The sequence below is a fragment of the Microcoleus sp. T3_B1 genome (genome assembly GCF_036700445.1).
Classification (GTDB): domain Bacteria; phylum Cyanobacteriota; class Cyanobacteriia; order Cyanobacteriales; family Microcoleaceae; genus Microcoleus.
This window is the reverse complement of the sequence record NZ_JAUBOX010000033.1, coordinates 1-21,891: the sequence shown is the minus strand read 5'-3', so window position 1 is coordinate 21,891 and position 21,891 is coordinate 1. Positions and strand designations below refer to the sequence as shown.

The 21,891-nt window shown below is 46.5% G+C and carries 13 protein-coding genes; 11 read left to right on the top strand and 2 right to left on the bottom strand.

The window, feature by feature from the left end:
* Positions 1-23: 23 nt before the first annotated feature.
* On the bottom strand, positions 24-1,190 hold the full coding sequence (tnpB, locus tag QT990_RS18675) for an IS200/IS605 family element RNA-guided endonuclease TnpB (protein ID WP_333142632.1): 1,167 nt from the start codon (positions 1,188-1,190) through the stop codon (positions 24-26).
* A 397-nt stretch (positions 1,191-1,587) separates the two neighbouring features.
* Here tnpB and psaM point away from each other — a divergent pair, with 397 nt between their 5' ends.
* From psaM to QT990_RS18660, 3 genes are all read left to right on the top strand, one after another.
* On the top strand, positions 1,588-1,683 hold the full coding sequence (psaM, locus tag QT990_RS18670) for a photosystem I reaction center subunit XII (RefSeq protein ID WP_015174804.1): 96 nt from the start codon (positions 1,588-1,590) through the stop codon (positions 1,681-1,683).
* Between the two features lie 285 nt (positions 1,684-1,968).
* Positions 1,969-2,385, top strand: coding sequence for a slr1601 family putative cell division protein (locus tag QT990_RS18665; RefSeq protein ID WP_333142631.1), 417 nt, complete (start codon positions 1,969-1,971; stop codon positions 2,383-2,385).
* A gap of 187 nt (positions 2,386-2,572) precedes the next feature.
* Positions 2,573-3,664 (top strand): RNA-guided endonuclease TnpB family protein, encoded by a 1,092-nt coding sequence (locus QT990_RS18660; protein WP_333142630.1) that lies wholly within the window; start codon positions 2,573-2,575, stop codon positions 3,662-3,664.
* A 212-nt stretch (positions 3,665-3,876) separates the two neighbouring features.
* Here the strand turns inward: QT990_RS18660 and ctpA are convergent, their stop codons facing one another.
* Positions 3,877-5,115, bottom strand: coding sequence for a carboxyl-terminal processing protease CtpA (gene ctpA / locus QT990_RS18655; RefSeq protein ID WP_333142629.1), 1,239 nt, complete (start codon positions 5,113-5,115; stop codon positions 3,877-3,879).
* A 200-nt stretch (positions 5,116-5,315) separates the two neighbouring features.
* Between ctpA and QT990_RS18650 the strand changes: the two genes are divergently transcribed.
* From QT990_RS18650 to QT990_RS18615, 8 genes are all read left to right on the top strand, one after another.
* Complete coding sequence (locus tag QT990_RS18650; RefSeq protein WP_333142627.1) at positions 5,316-6,212, top strand: AraC family transcriptional regulator; 897 nt, start codon at positions 5,316-5,318, stop codon at positions 6,210-6,212.
* A gap of 447 nt (positions 6,213-6,659) precedes the next feature.
* Positions 6,660-13,682 (top strand): S8 family serine peptidase, encoded by a 7,023-nt coding sequence (locus QT990_RS18645; protein WP_333465611.1) that lies wholly within the window; start codon positions 6,660-6,662, stop codon positions 13,680-13,682.
* A 357-nt stretch (positions 13,683-14,039) separates the two neighbouring features.
* The gene (locus tag QT990_RS18640; RefSeq protein WP_333142624.1) at positions 14,040-15,101 is read left to right on the top strand and encodes a calcium-binding protein; all 1,062 of its coding nucleotides are present in this window, start codon (positions 14,040-14,042) and stop codon (positions 15,099-15,101) included.
* Between the two features lie 112 nt (positions 15,102-15,213).
* Positions 15,214-15,366 (top strand): hypothetical protein, encoded by a 153-nt coding sequence (locus tag QT990_RS18635; protein WP_333465610.1) that lies wholly within the window; start codon positions 15,214-15,216, stop codon positions 15,364-15,366.
* 334 nt (positions 15,367-15,700) lie between these two features.
* Positions 15,701-16,369 (top strand): cytochrome b6, encoded by a 669-nt coding sequence (gene petB, locus QT990_RS18630; protein WP_172190423.1) that lies wholly within the window; start codon positions 15,701-15,703, stop codon positions 16,367-16,369.
* Between the two features lie 184 nt (positions 16,370-16,553).
* Complete coding sequence (gene petD / locus QT990_RS18625; RefSeq protein WP_333101767.1) at positions 16,554-17,036, top strand: cytochrome b6-f complex subunit IV; 483 nt, start codon at positions 16,554-16,556, stop codon at positions 17,034-17,036.
* Positions 17,037-17,429: 393 nt separating this feature from the next.
* Positions 17,430-18,326, top strand: coding sequence for an AraC family transcriptional regulator (locus tag QT990_RS18620; protein ID WP_333142622.1), 897 nt, complete (start codon positions 17,430-17,432; stop codon positions 18,324-18,326).
* A 392-nt stretch (positions 18,327-18,718) separates the two neighbouring features.
* The coding region (locus QT990_RS18615; RefSeq protein ID WP_333465609.1) for a DUF7948 domain-containing protein at positions 18,719-21,891 on the top strand (3,173 nt) is incomplete at its 3' end.

Sequence of the window (21,891 nt, the reverse complement as noted above, 5' to 3'; positions counted from 1 at the left end):
TGGTACAGCGCTGGCTTCCTGATTCAACGGGGCGGCGCGTCCAACAAAACCGAAGTTTTGCCAGATCGACTTACATCCCCTCCACAGGCAGAAGCGCTAGTTCCTAACGCCAAAATCCGCAAGGCTTCATTTCTAATGTTGAGGGCTGCATTTACATCACGGTCATGATGAGTACCACAATGTTTACAAGTCCATGCCCTAACATCAAGAGTGAGATGCTCAACTTGATTTAGGCAGGCATGACAAGTTTTTGAGCTAGGAAACCATCGATCAATCTCAATGTATTGTTTACCTTCACTTTGGGCCTTGTACTTAAGCATTGTGCAGAACATACCCCAGCCAACATCACTAATGGCTTTGGCTAAATTATGATTCTTGACCATGCCTTTGATATTGAGATTTTCTACTGCAATAACTTGGTTTTCGTTAACTATCTTGCGGGATAGCTTTTGTAGAAAATCTTCCCGGCATCGGGCAATCTTGGAGTGAACTTTTGCCACCGCCCGTCTTGCCTTTTTCCTGTTTTGACTGCCTTTCTTTTTGCGATCGAGCTTTTGTTGTTTACGTTTTAAGTTTCGTTGACGTTTGACGAAATACTTGGGATTGCCGAACTTAGAACCATCACTGGTAATCGCAAAATGAGTTAACCCTACGTCAATGCCAATAGCTTTATCTGCTGGGACTAACTCAGGCTGTTCTTTCCCATCGTCAATCAAAACAGAAACAAAATGTTTACCGTCCGGGTTGCGAGATACGGTAACGGTCTTGATATCGCCCTCAAAATCACGATGTCGCCGACAGAAAACTAAACCAATCTTAGGTAGGTTGATATAGTCACCGTCGAATTTGACATTTTGAGGGTAGCTGATCGACTGCCTGCCATGCTTGGCTTTGAACTTGGGCAGCATCGCCATCTTGTCAAAGAAGTTTTTGTAGGCAGTAGATAAATTCAATGCAACCACCTGCAAGCATTGAGAATAAGGTTCTTTTAACCATTCGTATTCTTTTTTGAGTGCAGGGAGCAAGCCTTGTATGTATGCCCTAGATAGTCCTTTGCCAGTATTCTTGTAAGTTTCTTGACATAGATTCAAAGCATAGTTCCAGAACCATCTCGCACAGCCAAAAGACTTTGCAAGCAAGACATCTTGCTCATCTGTGGGATAAATTCTGTACTTGTAAGCTTTATACATTTATCAAGGTTGCAGAATACCGATAAAATTATCATAGCGCACAAAAAGGATATTGATTCGCTCTCGCTCAATTTATTTTCGGGCTGCGTTTTCATCCCGACGCTCACCTTCGGTAGAGCGCAAGACTTCCCATTCGCATTAGTTAAATCTTAACCTAACGCGGTAGTTCTGTGCGAGGCGATCGTCCCAACAACGTCGGAAGGAAGCAGTCCCAGGAAACAAGGAAAAATTCTCCCCCTCCGACACTCAAAAACAGCGCCACTGCGCCACTGCGCTACTGCCCCACTCCTCCCCGGAGGCAGCATTTGTGTTGCAAGTTGTAACAAATGATTCCCAAAAGCGCCAATTTGTCTCAAATTAGTGAAAGCTCGTCCCCGCGAAAAGGAGTTTTGCGAATATGTCTTTAACAGATACCCAAGTCTACGTAGCGCTCGTAATTGCTTTGATTCCCGGAATCTTGGCTTTCCGGTTGTCAACTGAACTGTACAAATAGTTTCCAGACACCAGTTGCGAACTGCAAAACGCCTGCCTGACCAGTTAAATCTCTCGCATTACAGATACAGACAATTGCTGCCCCAGTGCAGTAGATTGTTTGTGTTCCGCAAGACGAGACTGCAAGGGCAGGCATTTTTATGGGAAAATTCCGTCTTAAGGCGTCACCTTTGTCTCAACAATTTTGGCTGTCAGCACCCTGACAAACAGCGGCGAGTGTGCGTTAAGCTCAGAATTTGCTCTGTTGAACTCTAAAACGTCAGTCTCAGGTATTTGAAAAAAAATTATGCAAGCGATTCAACCCACCGTTACCCCACTGCGTCCTGTAAAAAACTCCCCTCGGGTTACTCCTCGTCGCAACAGCAGCCGCCAGCGTTCCTACCCTCACCAAACCCTCGCGGCCGAAACAGGGGTCAAGTTGGCAGTCAACATGGTACTTTCAGTCTGTGCCACTTCTGCTTTGCTTCAGCTTTGGCCTCACTACCGGGCGGTGCAAGAAAAATTGCACGAAATCCAAGCTGAAGTCAATCTTACCCAAGGGCGAGTAAATCAGTCGCGATCGGACTTTAACCGCTACTTTGACCCTAGTCTTGCTAAAACTGTGATGCAAGAGCAAAGCAACCAAGCTGACCCGCAGCAGCGTCCGGTGATTTTGCAAGAAGCCGAGGTGCCCGACGCCGAGGAATCAACCCCCCAACCTTAAGGGAAGGGCTGTTTTGGGTTTGGATATCACGTCCGATGTGCATCATTCTTTTATGTCATTGGTTCGCACAGCGAACAATGACAGATGAATCTGTCGGACGTGATATCAGTTTTGAATAAAAGAGCAAAACTTAAGTGCCAAATACTTTGCTAAACTTATTCACAGTTAATCACCGAGAGGAAGTTTCATGTTTGCTGTCAAGCGGGCGCTAAAATTAAATAACAAGGAAGCGACGTTGATGGCAAAACACGCAGGATTCCGGCGCGTAGTTTTCAATTTTGGGTTGAGCCTGCGAACTCAAATGTACAGTGAGGGGAAATTTACCGACTCGAAGGTACTCAACGAAGTCAAGAAGGTTCTCACCAATCACGTCAAGAAAACGTCTGAATTTGCTTGGATGAACCAGTTGTCTAGCCGAGTTTATCAAAACGCTTTGATTGACTTAAAAGATGCTTTTAGTCGATATCGTTCGGGGAAAGCAGGTCATCCGAAGTTCGCCAGCCGCCGAGACGGTCAATCTTTTACGGTTGATTCATCTAACGGTAAAGTTTTGTTAGTCGCTGGTAGCACTATCAAGATTCCTACGTTGGGAACTTTTCGACTTTTTGAGCCGTTAGAATGTGGTTTTATTTCTCAAACTTTTACGGTTTCAAAAGAAGGGAATCGCTGGTTTGTTTCCTTTTGTGTTGATGCAGAGCGCCTGCCCGGTGGGCAGTCTGAAGGTTCTGTGGGAATTGATGTCGGCATCAAGTATGCGGCCACGCTATCAACCCAACAGAGTTTTGATGCACCAAAGCCGCTAAAGCAAGCGAAAACCAAGCTTGCTACTTTACAGCGCCAAGCATCTAAACAGGTAAAAGGCTCTCGAAATCAGCGCAAAACCTACAACAAAATTAGTCAGATCCATGCACGAGTCGCTCGTATTCGCTTAGACTTCCTTCACAAGTTAACAACTTACCTAGCTAAAACTTTCAAGCTAATTAAGATTGAGAACTTGAATGTTCAAGGAATGATGGCGAATCATAAGTTAGCTGGAGCAATATCTGACCTGGGATTTTACGAATTCAAACGTCAGCTCGACTACAAATGCCAAATGTATGGAGCTAGTTTAGTGCTAGTAGACCCGTGGTTCCCTAGTACGAAAACATGCTCAAATTGTGGCACAAAAAAAGATATGCCACTAAGCGTTCGGACTTTTGACTGTCCTACTTGTGGCATATCTTTGGATCGGGATTTTAACGCAAGTTTGAATATTTTAAATTGGGAACCCTCGGCTTGAGGGGAATAGCCTACTTATCTTGGGATTAGCCGTCTACCCAACAGCGTAGGAAGTGAACTCGAATTGTGTCTAAAAATGAGTTTAGACAAGTTTAGATAAGTTTCACGAAGCAGTTTTTAGGATGATTCTTGTCTGTCGTGGCGAAGCAAACGCAGAGACAGACAGACCTGCGTATTGTCACCTATTGCAATCTCAAAACTTTAAACTCAGGCTTATACTGACTTTGCCAGCACGGTTTTTTCTTTCAGTAGTTGCAGTGCAGCTTGATATTGCAAGTCTGCTGCGGTGCCGATTTGATCGCGCGCGATGGGTTCCAAAGGCACTACGCGATCGGGCGCAATCCCCAGCTTGTTAATATCTTTATGGTTCGGTGTCTCGTACTTAGCAACAGTCACGGCTAACCCGGAACCGTCAGACAAATCAAACAGGGACTGAATCAGTCCTTTGCCAAAAGTCTTTTCTCCTACCAGTTGAGCTCTGCCGTTATCTTGCAGCGCACCCGCCAAAATTTCGCTAGCACTGGCAGTTCCCTTGTTCACCAAAACAATCAGCGGATCGTTAGTTAGGGCTTGTCCAGAGGCTTCAAAACTGCCGAGAATGCCTTGTCTGTTGACCGTGTAGACGATCGTCCCGGAATCGAGCCACAAGCGGGCAATTTCAATCCCTGCTTGCAACAGTCCGCCCGGGTTGTTCCGCAGGTCGAGAATGTAGGCGGCGGCTCCTTGTTTTTCCAAGCGGTCGATCGCGTGAGCGACTTCCTCAGTGGCGTTAGCGCTGAATTGACTCAAGCGAATATAGCCCACCGGCAAATTCTCCGACGCCGACTGCAATTCGGCGTAAACCGGATTCAGAGCAATGCGATCGCGCACTAGCTCAATGTCCTCAGCAACGTCCCTTCCCTCGCGCCCCAAGGTGAGGGTAACAGGAGTGCCGATGCGGCCGCGCATTCGAGTTGCAGCCTCGTCTAGGCTCAATTCTGAGGTGGGAGTGCCGTCAATTTTCAGAATGCGATCGAGGGGTTGGATGCCAGCTTTATCCGCCGGTGAGCCGGCCAAAGGAGCCACCACTGTCAGGGTATTTGTCTGGGGGTCGATCGCAATTTGCAGCCCCACACCCGTCAATTCTCCCGAAGTGTTGACCTGCAAACTGCGGTACTGTTCGGGTTTCAGCAGTCGAGTGAAGGGGTCGTCGAGATTGGCCAGCATCCCCTGAATCGCCGTGTAAGTCTGCTGTCTGTCGTTAAGCGGTTGCTTGACAGCTTTTTGGCGAATCGACCACCAGTTTTGAGAGTTGAAGCTGTCGTCCACATAAGAGCGATTGACAATTCGCCAAGCTTCGCTCAATAGCTGCTGTTCAGGAGTCAGCGCCGCCGCAGGCTGCGCCCACCCACCTAGAACTAGGACGACTTGGAGGCAAAGTACAATAGCAATCTGGAAAACTCGTCTGTGCATGATTTTTCTGTAAAATACCAGTAAGTATTACATTTTATGTATTTTAGGTTTGTACGCTCGGAACCCTGTTGCAGATTTAACTCAGATTTGTTTCCCGACGGTCAGTCCCGAAGGCACTCGGATGTTTAGAAGAATCCTCGCCGTAGAACGGCGAGGAGTTGTCAACTACAAAATAGCAACTCGTCCAGTCGGTGCCAGTTATGTCCCCACAGAAACCTTTAATTCTTGATTTTGCCAAGACAGACGGGATGAAAGTGATTCTCCCGCGCCCCGCAATCCTGTCGAGTCACGGCACAAAGTGGCAAGGAATTCATGTCGAATATCACTCTCAGCCGCCAAACGAATGTCCCGAACACTGTCTCGAACAGCACACGGTTGGCTTGATGCTCAATTCAGCCACACTAAAAGGAACAGTGAACGGGAAAAACTGCGGTAGCGAATCGTGGCAAAGTGGGCAGATGTTCATCGCTGCTGCTGGTACTTATTTCCAGTCAGTTGCAGCCGCAGACTATGAATTTATGGCGATCGCTCTTGAACCTACCGACTTCGACAATACAGTTGGCGAATCGATCAATTCAAATTCCATTGAAATTATACCGCAATGGCAAACCCGCGATCCGTTGGTTCACGGAATTGCCTGGGCTCTCAAAACCGAACTGGAATCAGGCGGATTAAACGGTACTCTTTATGTCGATGCACTGAAAAACGCGCTTTCACTGCACATACTGCACCGCTATGGCGCGAAAAAACCTAATCGGCGAGATGTGGGAGGCGGTCTTGACCCCGGTCAATTGCAGCTAGTTATTCACTACATTAATGAATTCATAAACCGAGATTTGCACTTAAGTGAACTTGCTAATTTAGTGAACATTAGTTCTTATCATTTCAGCCGTATGTTTAAACAATCGACTGGAGTCACGCCCCATCAGTACGTGACCCAGTGCCGAATTGAAAAAGCAAAACAGTTGTTGAAAAAACCGAAGTTATCAATAAAATATATCTCCCAGCAAGTGGGATTTCACGACCAAAGTCACTTTAGTAAGACATTCTGCAAAATTGTCGGTTTGACTCCTAAGCAATATCGCGATCGGCTTTAACAAAACTCAAGCCCCTGTCACATTAAAAGCAGTTTGTAGTTGCAAAGTATTTTCGCCTAGGGCTTGCGGGGATTCAGAAACCGGGTTTTTTGCCCGATCGGGAAACCTGTGTATTTTGGTACAAAACCCGGTTTCTTTGGTAAGCTGTTCTGCCTTTAAATTGTATGTCAAAAAAATTTAAAGTCTTGTGGGGAGTAGGGGTTGGGCGTCCCGCCCGCCCTGAATATACAGTTTAAATGCGCGACAGCTTATTGAGGCGTAAGTTCTGTCGTAAAAAACCCCTGCCCGCCGGCGCTGTTACAATTCTTCATCAAATAGGGATAAATTCCGCAAGAAAATTATATTTTTAGCAATTTTTCCGCAAGAATTTACAATACAGCAGAGCTGGTGCTTTTGTAGACTTGCTCGCATCACATAAACCCGAAGTATCAGCTAGGTAAATTAATCATGTCTACTTTCAGTATTGGTACCAAGTTTCCTGCCGGCACAAGTCCCCAATCCCTCAGTGCCGAAAACTGTAATAACGATAACATCCCAGACTTAAACATCCCAGACTTAGGGATCGCCCCAACGGCTGTTTCCCTAAAGTCAATGACTCAGCTTTCCTCAAAAGCGATCGCATTTATCGATGCTGCCGTCCCCGACTGTCAAACATTAATCGACGGCGTTATCCCTGAAACCGAAGTAATTAAATTAGAAACTAACCGCAACGGCATCGAACAAATTGCCGAAGCTTTGCAGGGGAATAAATTTTCAGTAATTCACATTATTGCCCACGGGAAGCCCGGTTGTTTGCAACTGGGGAACGTGGAATTGAGTTGGCAAAATTTGAGAGATAGCGCAGACAATTTTGTCAAAACAGTTAAGATATGGGCGGGCGGGCTGACACAAAATGCCGAAATTTTGCTCTACGGGTGCAATGTTGCCAAAGGAAATATAGGTAAAGAATTTGTAAAAAACCTGAGTCAAATAACAGGAGCCAATGTTGCCGCTTCTGATAATTTAATAGGTTGTGCGGCAAAAGGCGGCGATTGGAAATTAACAGTAACAGCGGGGACAATTAAAGCTGGCCTTGTATTTGTGCCAGAAGCGATCGCAGCTTACGGCCACGTTCTCAATACGTTTAGTTCTCCTAATAATTTTAATGCGGGAACCAGTCCATCCTTTGTTGCGGCTGGCGATTTCAATACCGATGGCCTCTTAGATTTAGCTGTTGCTAACCCCACCACGAATAGGGTTTCTATTTTACTGGGAAACGGTCAAGGAGGATTTAACTCTGGAACTGATTTGACTTCGGTATTTGGTCCGACCGCGATCGCAGTTGGCAATTTTAACGGCGATAACTTTTCCGACTTAGCGATAACTTCCGCACAAGGTTCGGAATTTAGCAGCATTTATATCTTTTTAGGATCTGGTAATGGCAACTTTAACAGTCCGGGATTTTTGACTGCCCTAGAAAATCCTAGCGCGATCGCTGTCGGCAATTTTAATGCTGATGATTTACTCGATATTGCCATTACTCAATCCAGTGGCAATGGTTTTGTACCTGAAGGCAATGTTGGCATTTATTTGGGAACGGGACAAGGCGGTTTTTCCACTCCTGTTACTGTGAATGTTGGGCAAAGTCCCAGCGCGATCGCTGCGGGAAATTTTAACGGCGACAATTTCCTCGATCTCGCCGTGGCCAACCGAAATTCTAATAGTGTTACCATATTATCGGCAAATGGTCAAGGTAGTTTTGGCAATCCGACTAATATTAATGTCGGTCAAAGTCCGAGTGCGATCGCAGTCGGAGATTTTAACGCTGACGGCAGATCCGATCTAGCTGTAGCCAATGCAGGCAATCAGAACGTATCAATTTTATCAGGGACAGGTCAAGGCACTTTTAGCAATCCTGCTAACTTTAATGTTGGGGCAGATCCTAATGATATTGCCGTTGGTGATTTCAACGCTGACGGTCAACCCGATTTAGCTGTAGTGAACGCCGGTTCTAATAATGTTTCAATTTTAACTGGAACCGGTCAAGGAACGTTTAACGGGCCGTTTAATTATAATAGTGGGGGAACCACTCCGAGCGCGATCGCGGTTGGAGATTTTAACTCTGATACCAGACCAGATATTGCTGTCGCAAATACCAACAGTAACAGAGTTTCAATTCTGTTGAATGTGCTATTGAAAGCAAGTTTTGGTAATTCGGCCTACAGCAGTCTTGAAGGAGACGCAGATGCGACTGTTAATATTCCTGTGACACTCGAAGACGGTTTGCGATTTACAGACTTGATTGTACCGATCGCAACTGTCTTGCCCGTTCCTCCTGCTACCTCACGAGCGACTCAAGGTTCGGATTATACTCTTTCTACTAATACTCTCACTTTTGCCGCAGGTAGTGGCAGTTCGACTCAAAATATAGCTGTCACTATCAAACCAGACAACCTTGCAGAAATGGATGAAGCAGTTGTCTTGAGTTTTGGTACGAGTCCGGGAGGGTTTGCAGGTACAATCCCTCAAACTACCCTCACAATTCCAGCCAACGATCCGATTATTTACACAGTTGCTGCTAGCGCTGGTACTGTTCCTGAAGGCAACTCCGGCACAAATCCGCTGATATTTACTGTTAGTCGCAGTGGCGGTACTGATTCAGCAGGGACTGTCGATTATGGAATAGGGGGAACTGCAACCAACGGCAGTGATTACAATATCGGCGCTACTTCGGGCGCAACAAGTACCAATGCTACTATTAATTTTGCATCGGGAGAAACATCAAAAACTGTCACCATAGATGTATTAGGTGATGCTAGCGTTGAACCAGACGAAACTATTACTGTCACTCTCTCAAATCCCGTGACATTGCCTAATGGTGGTCTTCCCAGCGGCATCTCAACAATTGGTTCTGCTAGTGCGACAACTACTATTACTAATGACGACACTGCTGGAATTGCCGTCAATCCCGATAGTGGATTAATTACAACAGAAGCAGGAGGAACAGCGACATTTACTGTCCAACTCAACTCTCAACCAACTGCTAACGTGACTGTTGGCTTAAGCAGTTCCAATGTTGCCGAGGGAACAGTTTCTACACCCTCGCTGACATTCACTCCCGCCAATTGGAGTGCGCCGCAAACTGTAACTATTAGTGGCGTTGAAGACAATATTGCTGACGGCAATCAAACTTACAATATTGTCACCGCTGCGGCTGTTAGTACAGACAGCAATTACAGCAATTTAAGTGCTGCCGATGTCAGCGTTACGAATAGCGACAACGAAACTCCCGGCATTACCGTTAATCCCGCCAGTACCACAGCAGCAGAAGGCGGTGCAACGGGAATTTATACACTTCAGCTAAATTCGCAGCCAACAGCGCCGGTAACAGTCAGCTTGGAGGGGGGGAATCAAATAAATGCGATCGCCCCCATTAGCTTCGACAGCACTAATTGGAATATTGCCCAAACTGTAACTGTGATTGCGACGGATGACACAGTTGTAGAAGGTACTCACACAGGCACAATCAATCACGCGGTAACAACTACTGACGCGAAATATAGCGGAATTGCGATCGGGGCTGTCACTGTCGCCATTACCGACAATGACACGCCAATTACATCGCCAACACCGCCAATTACATCGCCAACACCGCCAATTACATCGCCAACACCGCCAATTACATCGCCAACACCGCCAACATCGCCAACACCGCCAACATCGCCAACACCGCCAATTACATCGCCAACACCGCCAATTACATCGCCAACACCGCCAACACCGCCAACACCAACACCGCCAATTACATCGCCCACACCGCCAATTACATCACCCACACCGCCAACACCGCCAACACCACCAATTACACCGACGCCAGCCCCAATCATCATGCCGCCGGCGAAATCGGCTGGGATTACGGTCAATTTGACATCGGGATTAACCACTACAGAATCGGGAGACAAAGCAACATTTACCGTCAAACTAGATAGTCCGCCAACTGCTGATGTCAAAATTGATTTAGCAAGTTCCAATACAACAGAAGGAATCATTTCCCCAGTCTCGCTTACTTTCAATTCAACTAACTGGAATTCACCGCAAACGGTAACAGTAACAGGTGTTGATGACCTTGTAGCCGACGGGAATAAAACTTACAGCATTGTTACGACACCTGCTGTTAGCAATGACAGCAACTATTCTGGGTTAAACGCAGCCGATGTTAGCGTTACCAATAGCGACAGCGAAACCGACAACAATACAGGATTTCCGGTAGATAGCGCAACTGGCGTCGCATATAAACCGGGCGAACTGTTGGTAAAACTCAAACAAGGTCGAGGGAACGAGGCAATCCAGAGTGCTTTTCAGTTTAATGGAGCGATCGAGATCGAAAATCTAGTACCCCGAAGCGAACAGTTAAGCTCAACACCTCGCCGATTAGATCGGTGGCGAGTCGTCAAGTTTGCGACTGATGCAGACTTGTTGCAAATTCAGAGAAACTTAGCTTCAGATTTCAGAATAGAAGCCGTGCAACTGAACTATCTGGAATCTATCAACGCAGTGCCCGATGATACCCTGTTCAGCGAACTTTGGGGTTTGAATAATACAGGAGCCGATGGCGGAACAGCAGATGCCGATATTGATGCGCCGGAAGCTTGGGACACCGCAACAGGTAGCAGCAGTGTCCTCGTCGCCGTTGTGGACAGTGGCGTGGACTACAATCACGAAGACCTGGCTGCCAATATGTGGACTAACTCCGGGGAAATTGCCGGCAATGGTATTGATGATGATGGCAACGGCTACACAGATGATGTGCGCGGCTATGACTTTGCTAACAACGACAGCGATCCGATGGATGATAATGACCACGGCAGTCACGTTGCCGGCACCATCGGTGCTGTTGGCAATAACAGTCTTGGCATAACAGGCATTAATCACACCGTCAGGATCGTGCCTTTGAAATTTATCGGTGCGGGTGGCACAGGTTCGGTAGCTAATGCTGCCAGAGCCATCCGCTACGCTACTGATAAGGGTGCGGACGCAATCAACTACAGCGCTGGCGGTTATCGTCCTTCTGATTTCGACCCGCTTACAGATGTTCGGTATGATGCGATCGCAGATGCCAATGATGCTGGCATTATCTTCGTCGCAGCAGCAGGTAATGATGCGAACAATAATGACAGCAATCGCTTTTACCCTGCTAACTTCGATCTGCCCAATGTCATTTCAGTGGCGGCAACCAACCGTAATGATGGTTTGTGGAGTTCCTCCAATTTTGGAGCTACTACCGTAGACTTAGGTGCGCCCGGAAGCAGCATTTTGAGCACAGTTCCTGGTAATAACTACGATGTTTTTAGCGGAACTTCTATGGCTGCACCCCACGTAGCAGGTGCGGCGGCGCTGCTATTAGCTCAAGATCCGACCCTGACTGTCACTCAACTGAAAAATTCTCTTCTGTCAAATGTTGACCTGCTGCCTTCACTTGCAGGAAGGACTGCTACGGGAGGACGTTTAAATCTTCGCAAGGCTTTCAACCGTCCGCCAGTTGTGAATCGTTCGGTGTTTTCCCAAAGCGCGGCGCTGGGTTTTTCTCAGGCGGGAAATACCTTTACTTTAGCTGCCAATACTGACACCGATCCCGATGCGGGTGACAGCATTAATTATTCGATCGCCCTGGCAAATTCTAGCGCTTTAAGTTCATCTGCATTTACCTGGAGAACCGATCGCAATGGCGGTTCCTACCGCCAACCAATTGCCGGTTCAAGTTTCCCGGAAATTCCTTTGCCTTCCTGGCTAACTTTTAATTCGGCAACTCGCACGATTAATTTAGGCCCAACTCGCCCAAGATCGTTCAATTATTGGCTGAAATTAACGGGAACTGATGAATCTGGCGCGAGTGTTAGCGAGGTAATTCGGTTCAAGAGTAATGGCCTCGGCGGTTTTGTGATTGACGGTTACATCGCTGGTGCTACGGTCTTTTTCGATGCCAACAAAAACGGGGTACTCGATGCTAGCGAACCTTCTGCTACTACTGGCGATAACGGCGAATTCGATCTCGATCTCGACTCCACCATTTTCGACAAAAATCAAAATGGCGAGCTCGATCCAGAGGAAGGCAATATTGTTGCTTTCGGCGGCATTGATACTGCTACGGGTTTGCCTTTGGAAACGCCTGTCACTGCCCCGCCTTACGCTACTGTTGTCACTTTGTTAACCAGTTTAGTAGCGGATTTAATTGACAAAGGAATTGACAGCGATCGCGCCGAATCTCTCGTCAAATCTTCTCTTTCCATTCCCGCTAATGTTGACATAACTAGCTTAGATCCGATCGCAGCTACCGAAAATGCGATCGCGGGTGGAGTAGAAACTTTGACTGCAATGGTCAAGGTACAAAACGTCATTACCCAAGCTGCTGCTTTAATAGACGGTGCGTCGATTCTGGAAAATACCGACGCCGTAAAAGCAGTTGTAAGTGCGATCGTTCAACAAATTCAATCGGGGACAACTCTCAATCTCAGCGATGCCAACCAGTTAGCAACCATTGTCGATCGCGCCGTCACAGCAGCGCAACAATTTGACTCGGATTTAAACACTCAGCAATTGTTGCAAATTGCCCCCGATGCAGCTAAGGTAATGGCCGAAGCAAATCAGCGCATTGACCAAGTTGTATCCAACACTGCAACAGCTTCAATTAACCGAGAAGTTGCCCGCGTGCAAAAAGTAGCCCTAGGCGCAACCTCTGCAGACTTAAAAGCAGTCGGTACAGGTACGAAATCGATCGCCCAAGTTATTGCCGAAAATACTGGTACTGCCTTAGATACCAAAATTCAACAAACGACATTGCCCGATACACCTGCTGTTGCGGTGATTGAAGGAGAAATAGATGCGATCGCAGCTAACTCCAATCTAATCGGTACTGACGGCGACGACAGCCTCTCCGGCGACAGCGGCAGCGATACAATGGCCGGCCAACGTGGCAATGATACTCTCAGCGGTTTGGGCGGCAACGACTGGATACACGGCAATCAAGGTAATGATTCCCTCGACGGTAGCGACGGCGATGACACTGTTTACGGCGGCAAAGAAAGCGATAATTTGTTCGGCAATAATGGCGAAGATATCCTATTTGGAAATCGCGGTCAAGATAGCTTGAGTGGAGGTGAAGGCAATGACAGTCTTTACGGCGGTCAAGCTAGCGATATTCTCCTCGGCGGTAACGGATCTGATTTTCTCAGCGGTGACAACGGCGACGACAGCTTGATAGGAGGAAATGGGAGCGATCGCTTCTTAATTTCAGCCAATTCTGGCAGCGATATCATTTTTGATTTTGCGGATGGTATCGACTTATTCGCACTTGCTGAAAATTTAAGTTTCTCGCAACTCTCTATTATCCCTAGCAACACTGCAACTTTAATCACCTTGACAGCAACTGGCGAAATTTTAGCTGCTATCAATGGTGTGACAGCTAACCAAATTACCATCGCTGATTTCATTTAAAATATTAGGGATACCGGCAAATCCTGTGTCCCTAATATTCGTTCAAAAATCAGGGATGATGCAACCTGGATGGCTCTAATTTATCGGCGTTAATCTGTGTTTATCTGCCCTAATCTGCGGTTAAGAAAAGAGAATGTATTAACCGCCTCGGACAAGGGATTGACGCTGATTCACGCAGATGAATAGAAGAGAGATAGGAATAATTCCGATGCTAACAGATTTGATATCAGGACTAAAGTCCTTACAAACTCCAAACTTCAAAATTTAAAATTGCGGGGAGGGGAACAATCCAAAATCTAAAATCCAAAATCTAAAATAGAGTGACTGTTGTGAAATAGTTTTCAGGAGGACAAATGTATGGTAGTTATATGCGGTGACAATCTCGATAATTTGCTAGCCGGTGAAATTGGCGATGATTCCCTGTGCGGGCTGGGAGGCAATGATACTCTATTTGGTTTGGCTGGTAATGACACTTTAGATGGCGGAGAAGGAAATGATAGTCTCGCAGGTGGAGTCGGTAGCGATCGCCTTTTGGGCTACTTTGGTAACGACAGTCTCAGCGGTGGCGAAGGCGATGACAAACTTGAAGGAGGTGCCGGGAATGATATTCTTGAGGGTGGCGAAGGCGCGGATTTAATCAGAGGAGAAAACAATAACGACAGTATCTTGGGATGGGCTGGCAATGACTGTCTTTACGGCGGTCAAGGCAATGATACGGCGATCGGAGGAGATGGAGACGATCTCTTGTTTGGTAGCTTCAACAACGACTTGTTAATGGGTGGCAAAGGTAACGATCGCCTGTTGGGAGAAGGTGGGAACGACACTTTAAGAGGTGACTTAGATAATGACTACATTAACGGCAATGCAGGAGACGATTTGCTTGAGGGAAATGAAGGCAGCGACACCCTGATTGGCGGGCCGGGTAATGACACCATATCGGGTTACAGCTTTTCATCAACTGGAGAACAAATCGATTATTTAATCGGGCAAAATGGAGCCGACATATTTGTTCTCGGTTCATTAAATGCCCGCCCTTACCTCTTCTATGGCGGTGAAGGTCGCCATGCCGTTATTGAGGATTTTAACCGGGTCGAAGGCGACAAAATTCAAGTTGTTGGTTTCGTACAAGATCGTAATGGTTCTAACTTCTTCTCTTACCGATTTGAATCTTATGATGACGCTATGACACGGGGAACTCGGATATTTGTCGGATCGGATTTAATCGCCGACGTTAAAAATGTTACAGATGTGAGTCTATCAGATTGCGCGATCGTTTCGACTGGGTTTACACCGCCATCGCGAGACTTTCCATCCTTCCCGTCTCTTCCTGAAATTCCCTTCCCGATACCGCCGCGTCCCACTCCTTTCTCGCCAATACTGCCAGTTTTTGTGGAAAGTTTGCTTTCTTTTCAATTGTGATAGGACTTTACGGATGGGGGCAATCACCGGCTTTTTTTACGGAAATACGCAGGTTGCCGCCAGCAGATTTTGTTAGTAAAGACTGCAGTCCTGACTACAAAACAAGATTCGATTGTACGATCGAGCCGGTTCGGGTTACTCGATCGACAATGAGGGCGTTTGGGCCCAAAAGGTAAAGTTTTACGATCGAGATGAAATTTGGCCTCTCGCGGCAAACCTGTTTCCGGCTCGGACTGCTTGCTGTAGCTCAGCCCTACCCGCATAGTAGCTTGGGCGGATGTTGAGATTCCGAAAAAAGCCTTGTAAGTGTCCAAAAAGCGATCGCGTGCGTGAAAATTGCACGGCAATTATGTTACATTTTTTATCACAGTCTGGAATTCGATCGGGCAACGCCAGCGAGTAGGGACAAGCCACCGCTTAGTTTCCCAGGGCTTGCAGGCGATCGCACAATAGAGTTCCTTTCGTCAGCTCCAAATTTAAAAAATAGCCTCAGGCATTTGCTAGTAAAAGCAAGCTGCTCGGCGCGGGGCGACAAAAAACCTTGTGGCTGCTGCCCTGAACCTCAACCACAGCAATATTCTTTTAGGAATTCTGGCTCCATGTTTTCTAAACAAATCACCGACTCAAAAACCTACCAGTGGTTTGAGGAACGCCTGGAAATTCAGGCGCTCGCCGATGACATCACTACAAAGTATGTACCCCCCCACGTCAATATTTTCTACTGCTTGGGCGGAATTACTTTAGTTTGCTTTCTGATCCAGTTTGCCACCGGCTTCGCCATGACTTTCTATTACCGTCCGACGGTAGCAGAAGCTTTTTCTTCAGTGCAATACCTGATGAATGAAGTCAACTTCGGCTGGCTGATCCGCTCCATCCACCGCTGGTCTGCCAGCATGATGGTACTGATGATGATTTTGCACACCTTCCGGGTTTATCTGACAGGCGGCTTCAAAAAGCCCCGCGAATTAACCTGGGTGACAGGAGTAATCTTGGCAGTCATCACTGTTTCTTTCGGCGTGACCGGCTATTCGCTGCCTTGGGATCAAATTGGTTACTGGGCAGTTAAAATCGTTTCCGGCGTCCCCGAAGCCATCCCGTTTGTCGGTTCTTTGATGGTTGAACTGCTGCGTGGCGGTGTCAGCGTCGGTCAAGGCACTTTGACTCGCTACTACAGCTTGCACACTTTTGTGTTGCCTTGGCTGATTGTAGTGTTCATGCTGGCTCACTTCTTGATGATTCGCAAGCAAGGTATCTCTGGCCCGTTGTAAATTTTGAGTTGTGGGGGCGGTATTTTTTTTGCCCCCCCGCTGAATTGTGAGTTGAAAATTCAGAATTCATCGCTCAAGATATTTATTTACGGCTAATACTTCCTGCGATCGCCCCGCTGATTCAGACTAACGAATACAGCGGAATGGCAGGCCCGGGTAAAACTAAAAGGAGAACACTCTCACTATGTCTATTATCAAAAAACCAGATTTGAGCGATCCCGCGCTCCGCGCTAAGCTCGCTAAGGGCATGGGTCACAACTATTACGGCGAACCAGCTTGGCCTAATGACTTGCTCTACGTTTTCCCTATAGTCATCATGGGAACGATTTCTCTGTGCGTGGGTTTGGCTGTACTAGACCCGGCTTTGGTTGGAGAACCGGCTAATCCTTTTGCTACTCCGCTGGAAATTCTGCCGGAATGGTATTTGTGGCCTGTGTTCCAACTCCTGCGCGTTTTGCCTAACAAATTGTTGGGTATTGCTTGCATGGCTGGTGTTCCCGTTGGCTTGATTTTGATTCCGTTCATCGAAAGCGTTAACAAGTTTCAAAATCCGTTCCGCCGCCCTGTTGCTACTACTGTTTTCCTCTTGGGAACTGTGTTCACTCTGTGGTTGGGTATTGGTGCTATTTTCCCGATCGACAAATCTTTCACACTGGGTCTTTTCTAAGATTTAAGTTTGCTTGATATTGACGCCTGCGGGTTTCCTGTAAAGTGCTTTTGTACTGCTGGGAAACTTTAGCGGGCGTCATTTGATTTTAGATTTTAGATTTTAGATTTTAGATTGGTGATTTTGGATTTTAGATTTTAGATGTGGGATTTTAGATGTGGGATTTATCGCTCTAAAAGTTAAGAATTATCAGTAATTAATTGTAGGCACAACGGCTGGTATGAAAAAGCCGACTATCGATCGACTCTACACCGCCCTAGAGTCAAACTCCATTAATTTTTATTGCGGAACCTTGACAAACAGAGCTAGAATATGTAACGGACTGGGTATATTTTGTATACCTGCGGGAACTTCAGAGCTCTAGAATAACAGCAACTGCCCCAGGTGCAAGCTATGTCCTCAGAGAAAGCCTTAATTCTTGATTTTGCCCAGCCAGACGCGATGAAATCGATTCTCCCGATTCCCTCAATCCTGTCGAGTCAGGGCACAAAATGGGAGGGAATTCACGTCGAATATCACCGTCAGCCAGCAGACGAAACTCCCGAACACTGTTTCCAACAACACAACATTGGGCTGATACTCAATTCAGTTACAGTAAAGGGAATACTCAACGGGAAACACTACGGTAGCGAACCGTGGCAAAGAGGAGAGATTTTCATTGGTGGTGCTGGTACTGATTTCCAGTCAGGTGCAGTCGAAGATCCTGAATTTGTCGCGATCGGGATCGACCCTACCGACTTCGACAAAACAGTTGGCGAATCGACCAATTCAAACCTCATTGAAATTATACCGCACTGGAAAATCAGCGATCCTTTGATTCTCGGCATTGGCTGGGCGCTCAAAACCGAACTCGAATCAGGTGGATTAAACGGTACTCTTTATGTCGATGCACTGAAAAACGCGCTTTCAATGCACATACTGCACCGCTATTGTGCACAAAAACCGCATAGGCGAGATTTTGAAGGCGGTCTCGATCCTGTCAAATTGCAGATTGTTATTAACTACATAAATGACTACCTAAACCGAGATTTGCACATAGCTGAAATGGCTAACTTAGTGCAGATTAGTCCTTATTATTTCAGTCGTTTGTTCAAACAATCAATTGGAGTCACGCCCCATCAATACGTCACCAAGTGCCGGATTGAGAAAGCCAAACAGTTGTTGAAAAGGCAAGATTTATCAATAACATATATCTCGGAGCAAGTCGGGTTTCACGACCAAAGTCACTTTAGCAAGACTTTCTGCAAAATCGTCGGTTTGACTCCTAAGAAATATCGCGCTCAACTTTAACAGCGATTTGTTGTTGGGTGGGGGCAGGTTTATGAGATTGTCGGTTTTAGGCAATTATTGTCGGTGAGGGGAGCCCCTACAGGAATTATATCTATATTAATCCTGTAGGGGCGGGTTCACCAATATCTCTAATAGAAACGAGAAAGCCTATAAACCCTTCCTAAGCCTTTAATCGCGGTCGATCGACCCGACACGATCAGAATCTGGTTGGAAATGCAGAAAACCAGCTACAAAAACCGAGTCCGTAGCCCGTGTTACAATTTTTTATCAACAATCCGAGAAATTTCGCAAGAAAATTGTATTTTTCGTAAATTTTTCGCAAGAATTTACTATACAGCAGAGCTGGTACTTGTATATACTTACTCGCATAACATGAACCAGGGGTACCAGCTATGAGCTCTCAAAATCAACAGGCATCTTACGGTCAAATTCCCTTAAGTTTTATTGCAAATGCTGGACAAACTGACCCAAATGTGAAATTCCAGGTTAAAGGTGCTGGTCACAGCATCTTTTTTACTCCAAACGAAATTTCTTTCGTCGCTTTCCAGCCACCTAATGAACCGGGAAAGCAAGCCACAAATTCTTCAGTTGTCCGCAGCAGCTTAGCCAACAGCAACCCGAATCCCACAATTTCCGGGCTGGAACAATTGCCGGGAGTTGCTAACTTTCTTTTAGGCGAAGATTCTAGTCAATGGCAGACTAATGTGCCTACTTTTAACGGCGTTGTTTATCAAAACGTCTATCAAGGAATTGACCGCGTTTTCAAAGGCACAGAAGGACAACTTAAAAGCGAGTTTTTGGTAGCACCTTTTGCCGATCCGAGTCAAATTAAAATGAACTATAGCGGTGTTAATGACATCCGGTTGCGTGACGACGGCGCACTAATATTAGAGACACCGCTAGGCGAATTAATTGATAACGCACCGATAGTTTATCAAGATATCAACGGACAGCGGGTGAATGTTCCCGCAGCTTACAATTTATTAGGAAACGGTCAAGTTAATTTTAGTTTGGGATATTTTGACCCCTCTCAACCCCTAGTTATTGACCCGGTTTTAGCTTACTCGACTTACTTAGGTGGCAGCGGCGATGGCATAAGCGGCAACGGCAATGACTACGCCAACCGCATGACTGTAGATAGTACAGGTGCGGCTTACATTATTGGAACTACTTTTAACAATTTTACGACTACTCCCGGTGCATTCCAAACTACGCCAGGGGGTCAAGCTGATTTCTTAGTTACTAAAATTAACCCCGAAGGAACTGCGTTAGTTTACTCTACTTATATCGGCGGTACTGGCAATGAATACGGTTTTGGGATTGCGGCAGACAGTCAAGGAAATGCTTATTTAACCGGACAAGTCGATCCGGGTTATCCAACTACACCGGGTGCTTTTCAACCTACAGCAGTTAATTATAGTGCTGCGGCAACTAAACTCAATGCTGCTGGGAATTCCCTAGTTTATTCTACTTTTTTAGACGGTATCCAAGGAGACCTCGGCAATGGCATTGCTGTTGACAGTAGTGGCAATGCTTATGTTACCGGGCTGACAGGCGGCCCCGGGCCGACAGGCGGCGGTTTCCCCACTGTCAATGCTTCCCAACCTCTATACGCAGGGGGAAGTGGCGATGCGTTTGTTACTAAAGTTAATCCAACTGGTAGTGCTTTAGTTTATTCTACTTATTTCGGCGGTAGCGATCGTGAGGACGCTCAAGCCATTGCAATAGATAATAATGGTAATGCCTACATTACCGGTCTTACTTATTCGACTAACTTGCCGGGGAGAGATTTAGGCTTTCAAAATGCCCTGGCAGGTAGTTATGATGGTTTTGTCGCTAAATTTGACGGCAATGGTGCGCGTGCTTATTCCACTTATTTAGGTGGCTTTGGCGAAGATAAAGGTGCTGATATCGCTGTAGATAGTGCTGGAAATGCCTATGTTGTCGGAATTACCACTTCAACTGAGTTTCCGACTAAAAATGCAGTTCAAGCGACTTATGCAGGTGGTGCAAATGATGCTTTTGTCATCAAGTTAGGCCCTCTAGGTAACAATGCGATTTCTTCAACTTATTTGGGTGGCAGCGGAGATGACAACGGCCATCGCATTACTGTAGACAGTACGGGTAATGCTTATGTGACGGGGGATACGACTTCGACTAATTTCCCGACTAAGAATGCTATTCAAAGTGTTAGCGGCGGCGGGAAAGATGCTTTTGTCACAAAAATCAATGCGTCGGGTTCTGCCTTAGTTGATTCTACTTATCTTGGCGGCAGCGGCGACGACAACGGTAGTGGTATTGCGGTGGATGCTTCGGGTGCAGTTTATGTGGCGGGATCTACTACGTCTACTAATTTGCCTACTGCGAATCCTTTGCAAGCGGCGAATGGGGGAGGTGCTTCTGATGCTTTTATTACTAAAATAATTCCTGGCGGGCCGCAGGTGAAGATTGTTGAGTCGGGCGGCAGCACTAATGTGGCAGAAAGTGGGACGACTGATACTTATACAGTTGTGCTCACTAATCAGCCTACTGCAAATGTGGCGATCGCACTTAATACCGACACTCAAATTCAACCGATTGCTGGCATTAGTTTCACTCCAACTAACTGGTTTGTACCGCAAACAGTGACAGTCAGTGCAGTTGATGATGCAGTAGCAGAAACTTCGCCACACAGCGGCCCGATCGCCCACAGTGCTATCAGTACCGATGCTAATTATAACGGGACTACTGCAAGTTTTACAGTTAATGGCACTGCTGGCAATACCGTCAATGCTAATATTACTGATAATGACACCGCAGGCGTTAGTATTACTCCGACTAACATGACTGCGACGGAAGACGGTGCAACTGGAAGTTATACGGTTAAATTAAATACTCAACCGATCGCACCTGTTACGATTAACGTGGCTACAGGCAGTCAAATTCAACCAATTACCGCACTTACTTTTACAGCGAATAATTGGAATGTCGCTCAAACTGTGGCGGTGGCTGCTGTGGACGACAATGCAGTTGAAGGAAATCATGCAGGTACGATCGCCCATACTGCTACCAGTAACGATACTAACTATAACAGCATCACAATTGGGGCTGTTAATGTCGCCATTACCGATAACGACACCGCAGGCGTTAGCATTACTCCCACTAACACGACTGCGACGGAAGGCGGTGCAAACGGAAGTTATAGCGTTAAATTAAATAGTCAACCGATCGCACCTGTTACGATTAACTTAGCTACAGGCAGTCAAATTCAACCAATTACCGCACTTACTTTTACAGCGAATAATTGGAATGTCGCTCAAACTGTGGCGGTGGCTGCTGTGGACGACAATGCAGTTGAAGGAAATCATGCAGGTACGATCGCCCATACTGCTACCAGTAACGATACTAACTATAACAGCATCACAATTGGGGCTGTTAATGTCGCCATTACCGATAATGACACGGCAGGTTTCAGCATTGCACCTACGAACATAACTGCTACAGAAGGTGGCGCAAATGGCAGTTACAAAATCCAGCTAACTTCGGAACCGAAGGCACCGGTTACTATCAGTTTCAATACTGACAA

Bases quoted from the DNA above. Each gene is read 5' to 3' on its own strand.
- tnpB (WP_333142632.1), bottom strand. From the start codon at position 1,190: ATGTATAAAGCTTACAAGTACAGAATTTATCCCACAGATGAGCAAGAT.
- psaM (WP_015174804.1), top strand. From the start codon at position 1,588: ATGTCTTTAACAGATACCCAAGTCTACGTAGCGCTCGTAATTGCTTTG.
- QT990_RS18665 (WP_333142631.1), top strand. From the start codon at position 1,969: ATGCAAGCGATTCAACCCACCGTTACCCCACTGCGTCCTGTAAAAAAC.
- QT990_RS18660 (WP_333142630.1), top strand. From the start codon at position 2,573: ATGTTTGCTGTCAAGCGGGCGCTAAAATTAAATAACAAGGAAGCGACG.
- ctpA (WP_333142629.1), bottom strand. From the start codon at position 5,115: ATGCACAGACGAGTTTTCCAGATTGCTATTGTACTTTGCCTCCAAGTC.
- QT990_RS18650 (WP_333142627.1), top strand. From the start codon at position 5,316: ATGTCCCCACAGAAACCTTTAATTCTTGATTTTGCCAAGACAGACGGG.
- QT990_RS18645 (WP_333465611.1), top strand. From the start codon at position 6,660: ATGTCTACTTTCAGTATTGGTACCAAGTTTCCTGCCGGCACAAGTCCC.
- QT990_RS18640 (WP_333142624.1), top strand. From the start codon at position 14,040: ATGGTAGTTATATGCGGTGACAATCTCGATAATTTGCTAGCCGGTGAA.
- petB (WP_172190423.1), top strand. From the start codon at position 15,701: ATGTTTTCTAAACAAATCACCGACTCAAAAACCTACCAGTGGTTTGAG.
- petD (WP_333101767.1), top strand. From the start codon at position 16,554: ATGTCTATTATCAAAAAACCAGATTTGAGCGATCCCGCGCTCCGCGCT.
- QT990_RS18620 (WP_333142622.1), top strand. From the start codon at position 17,430: ATGTCCTCAGAGAAAGCCTTAATTCTTGATTTTGCCCAGCCAGACGCG.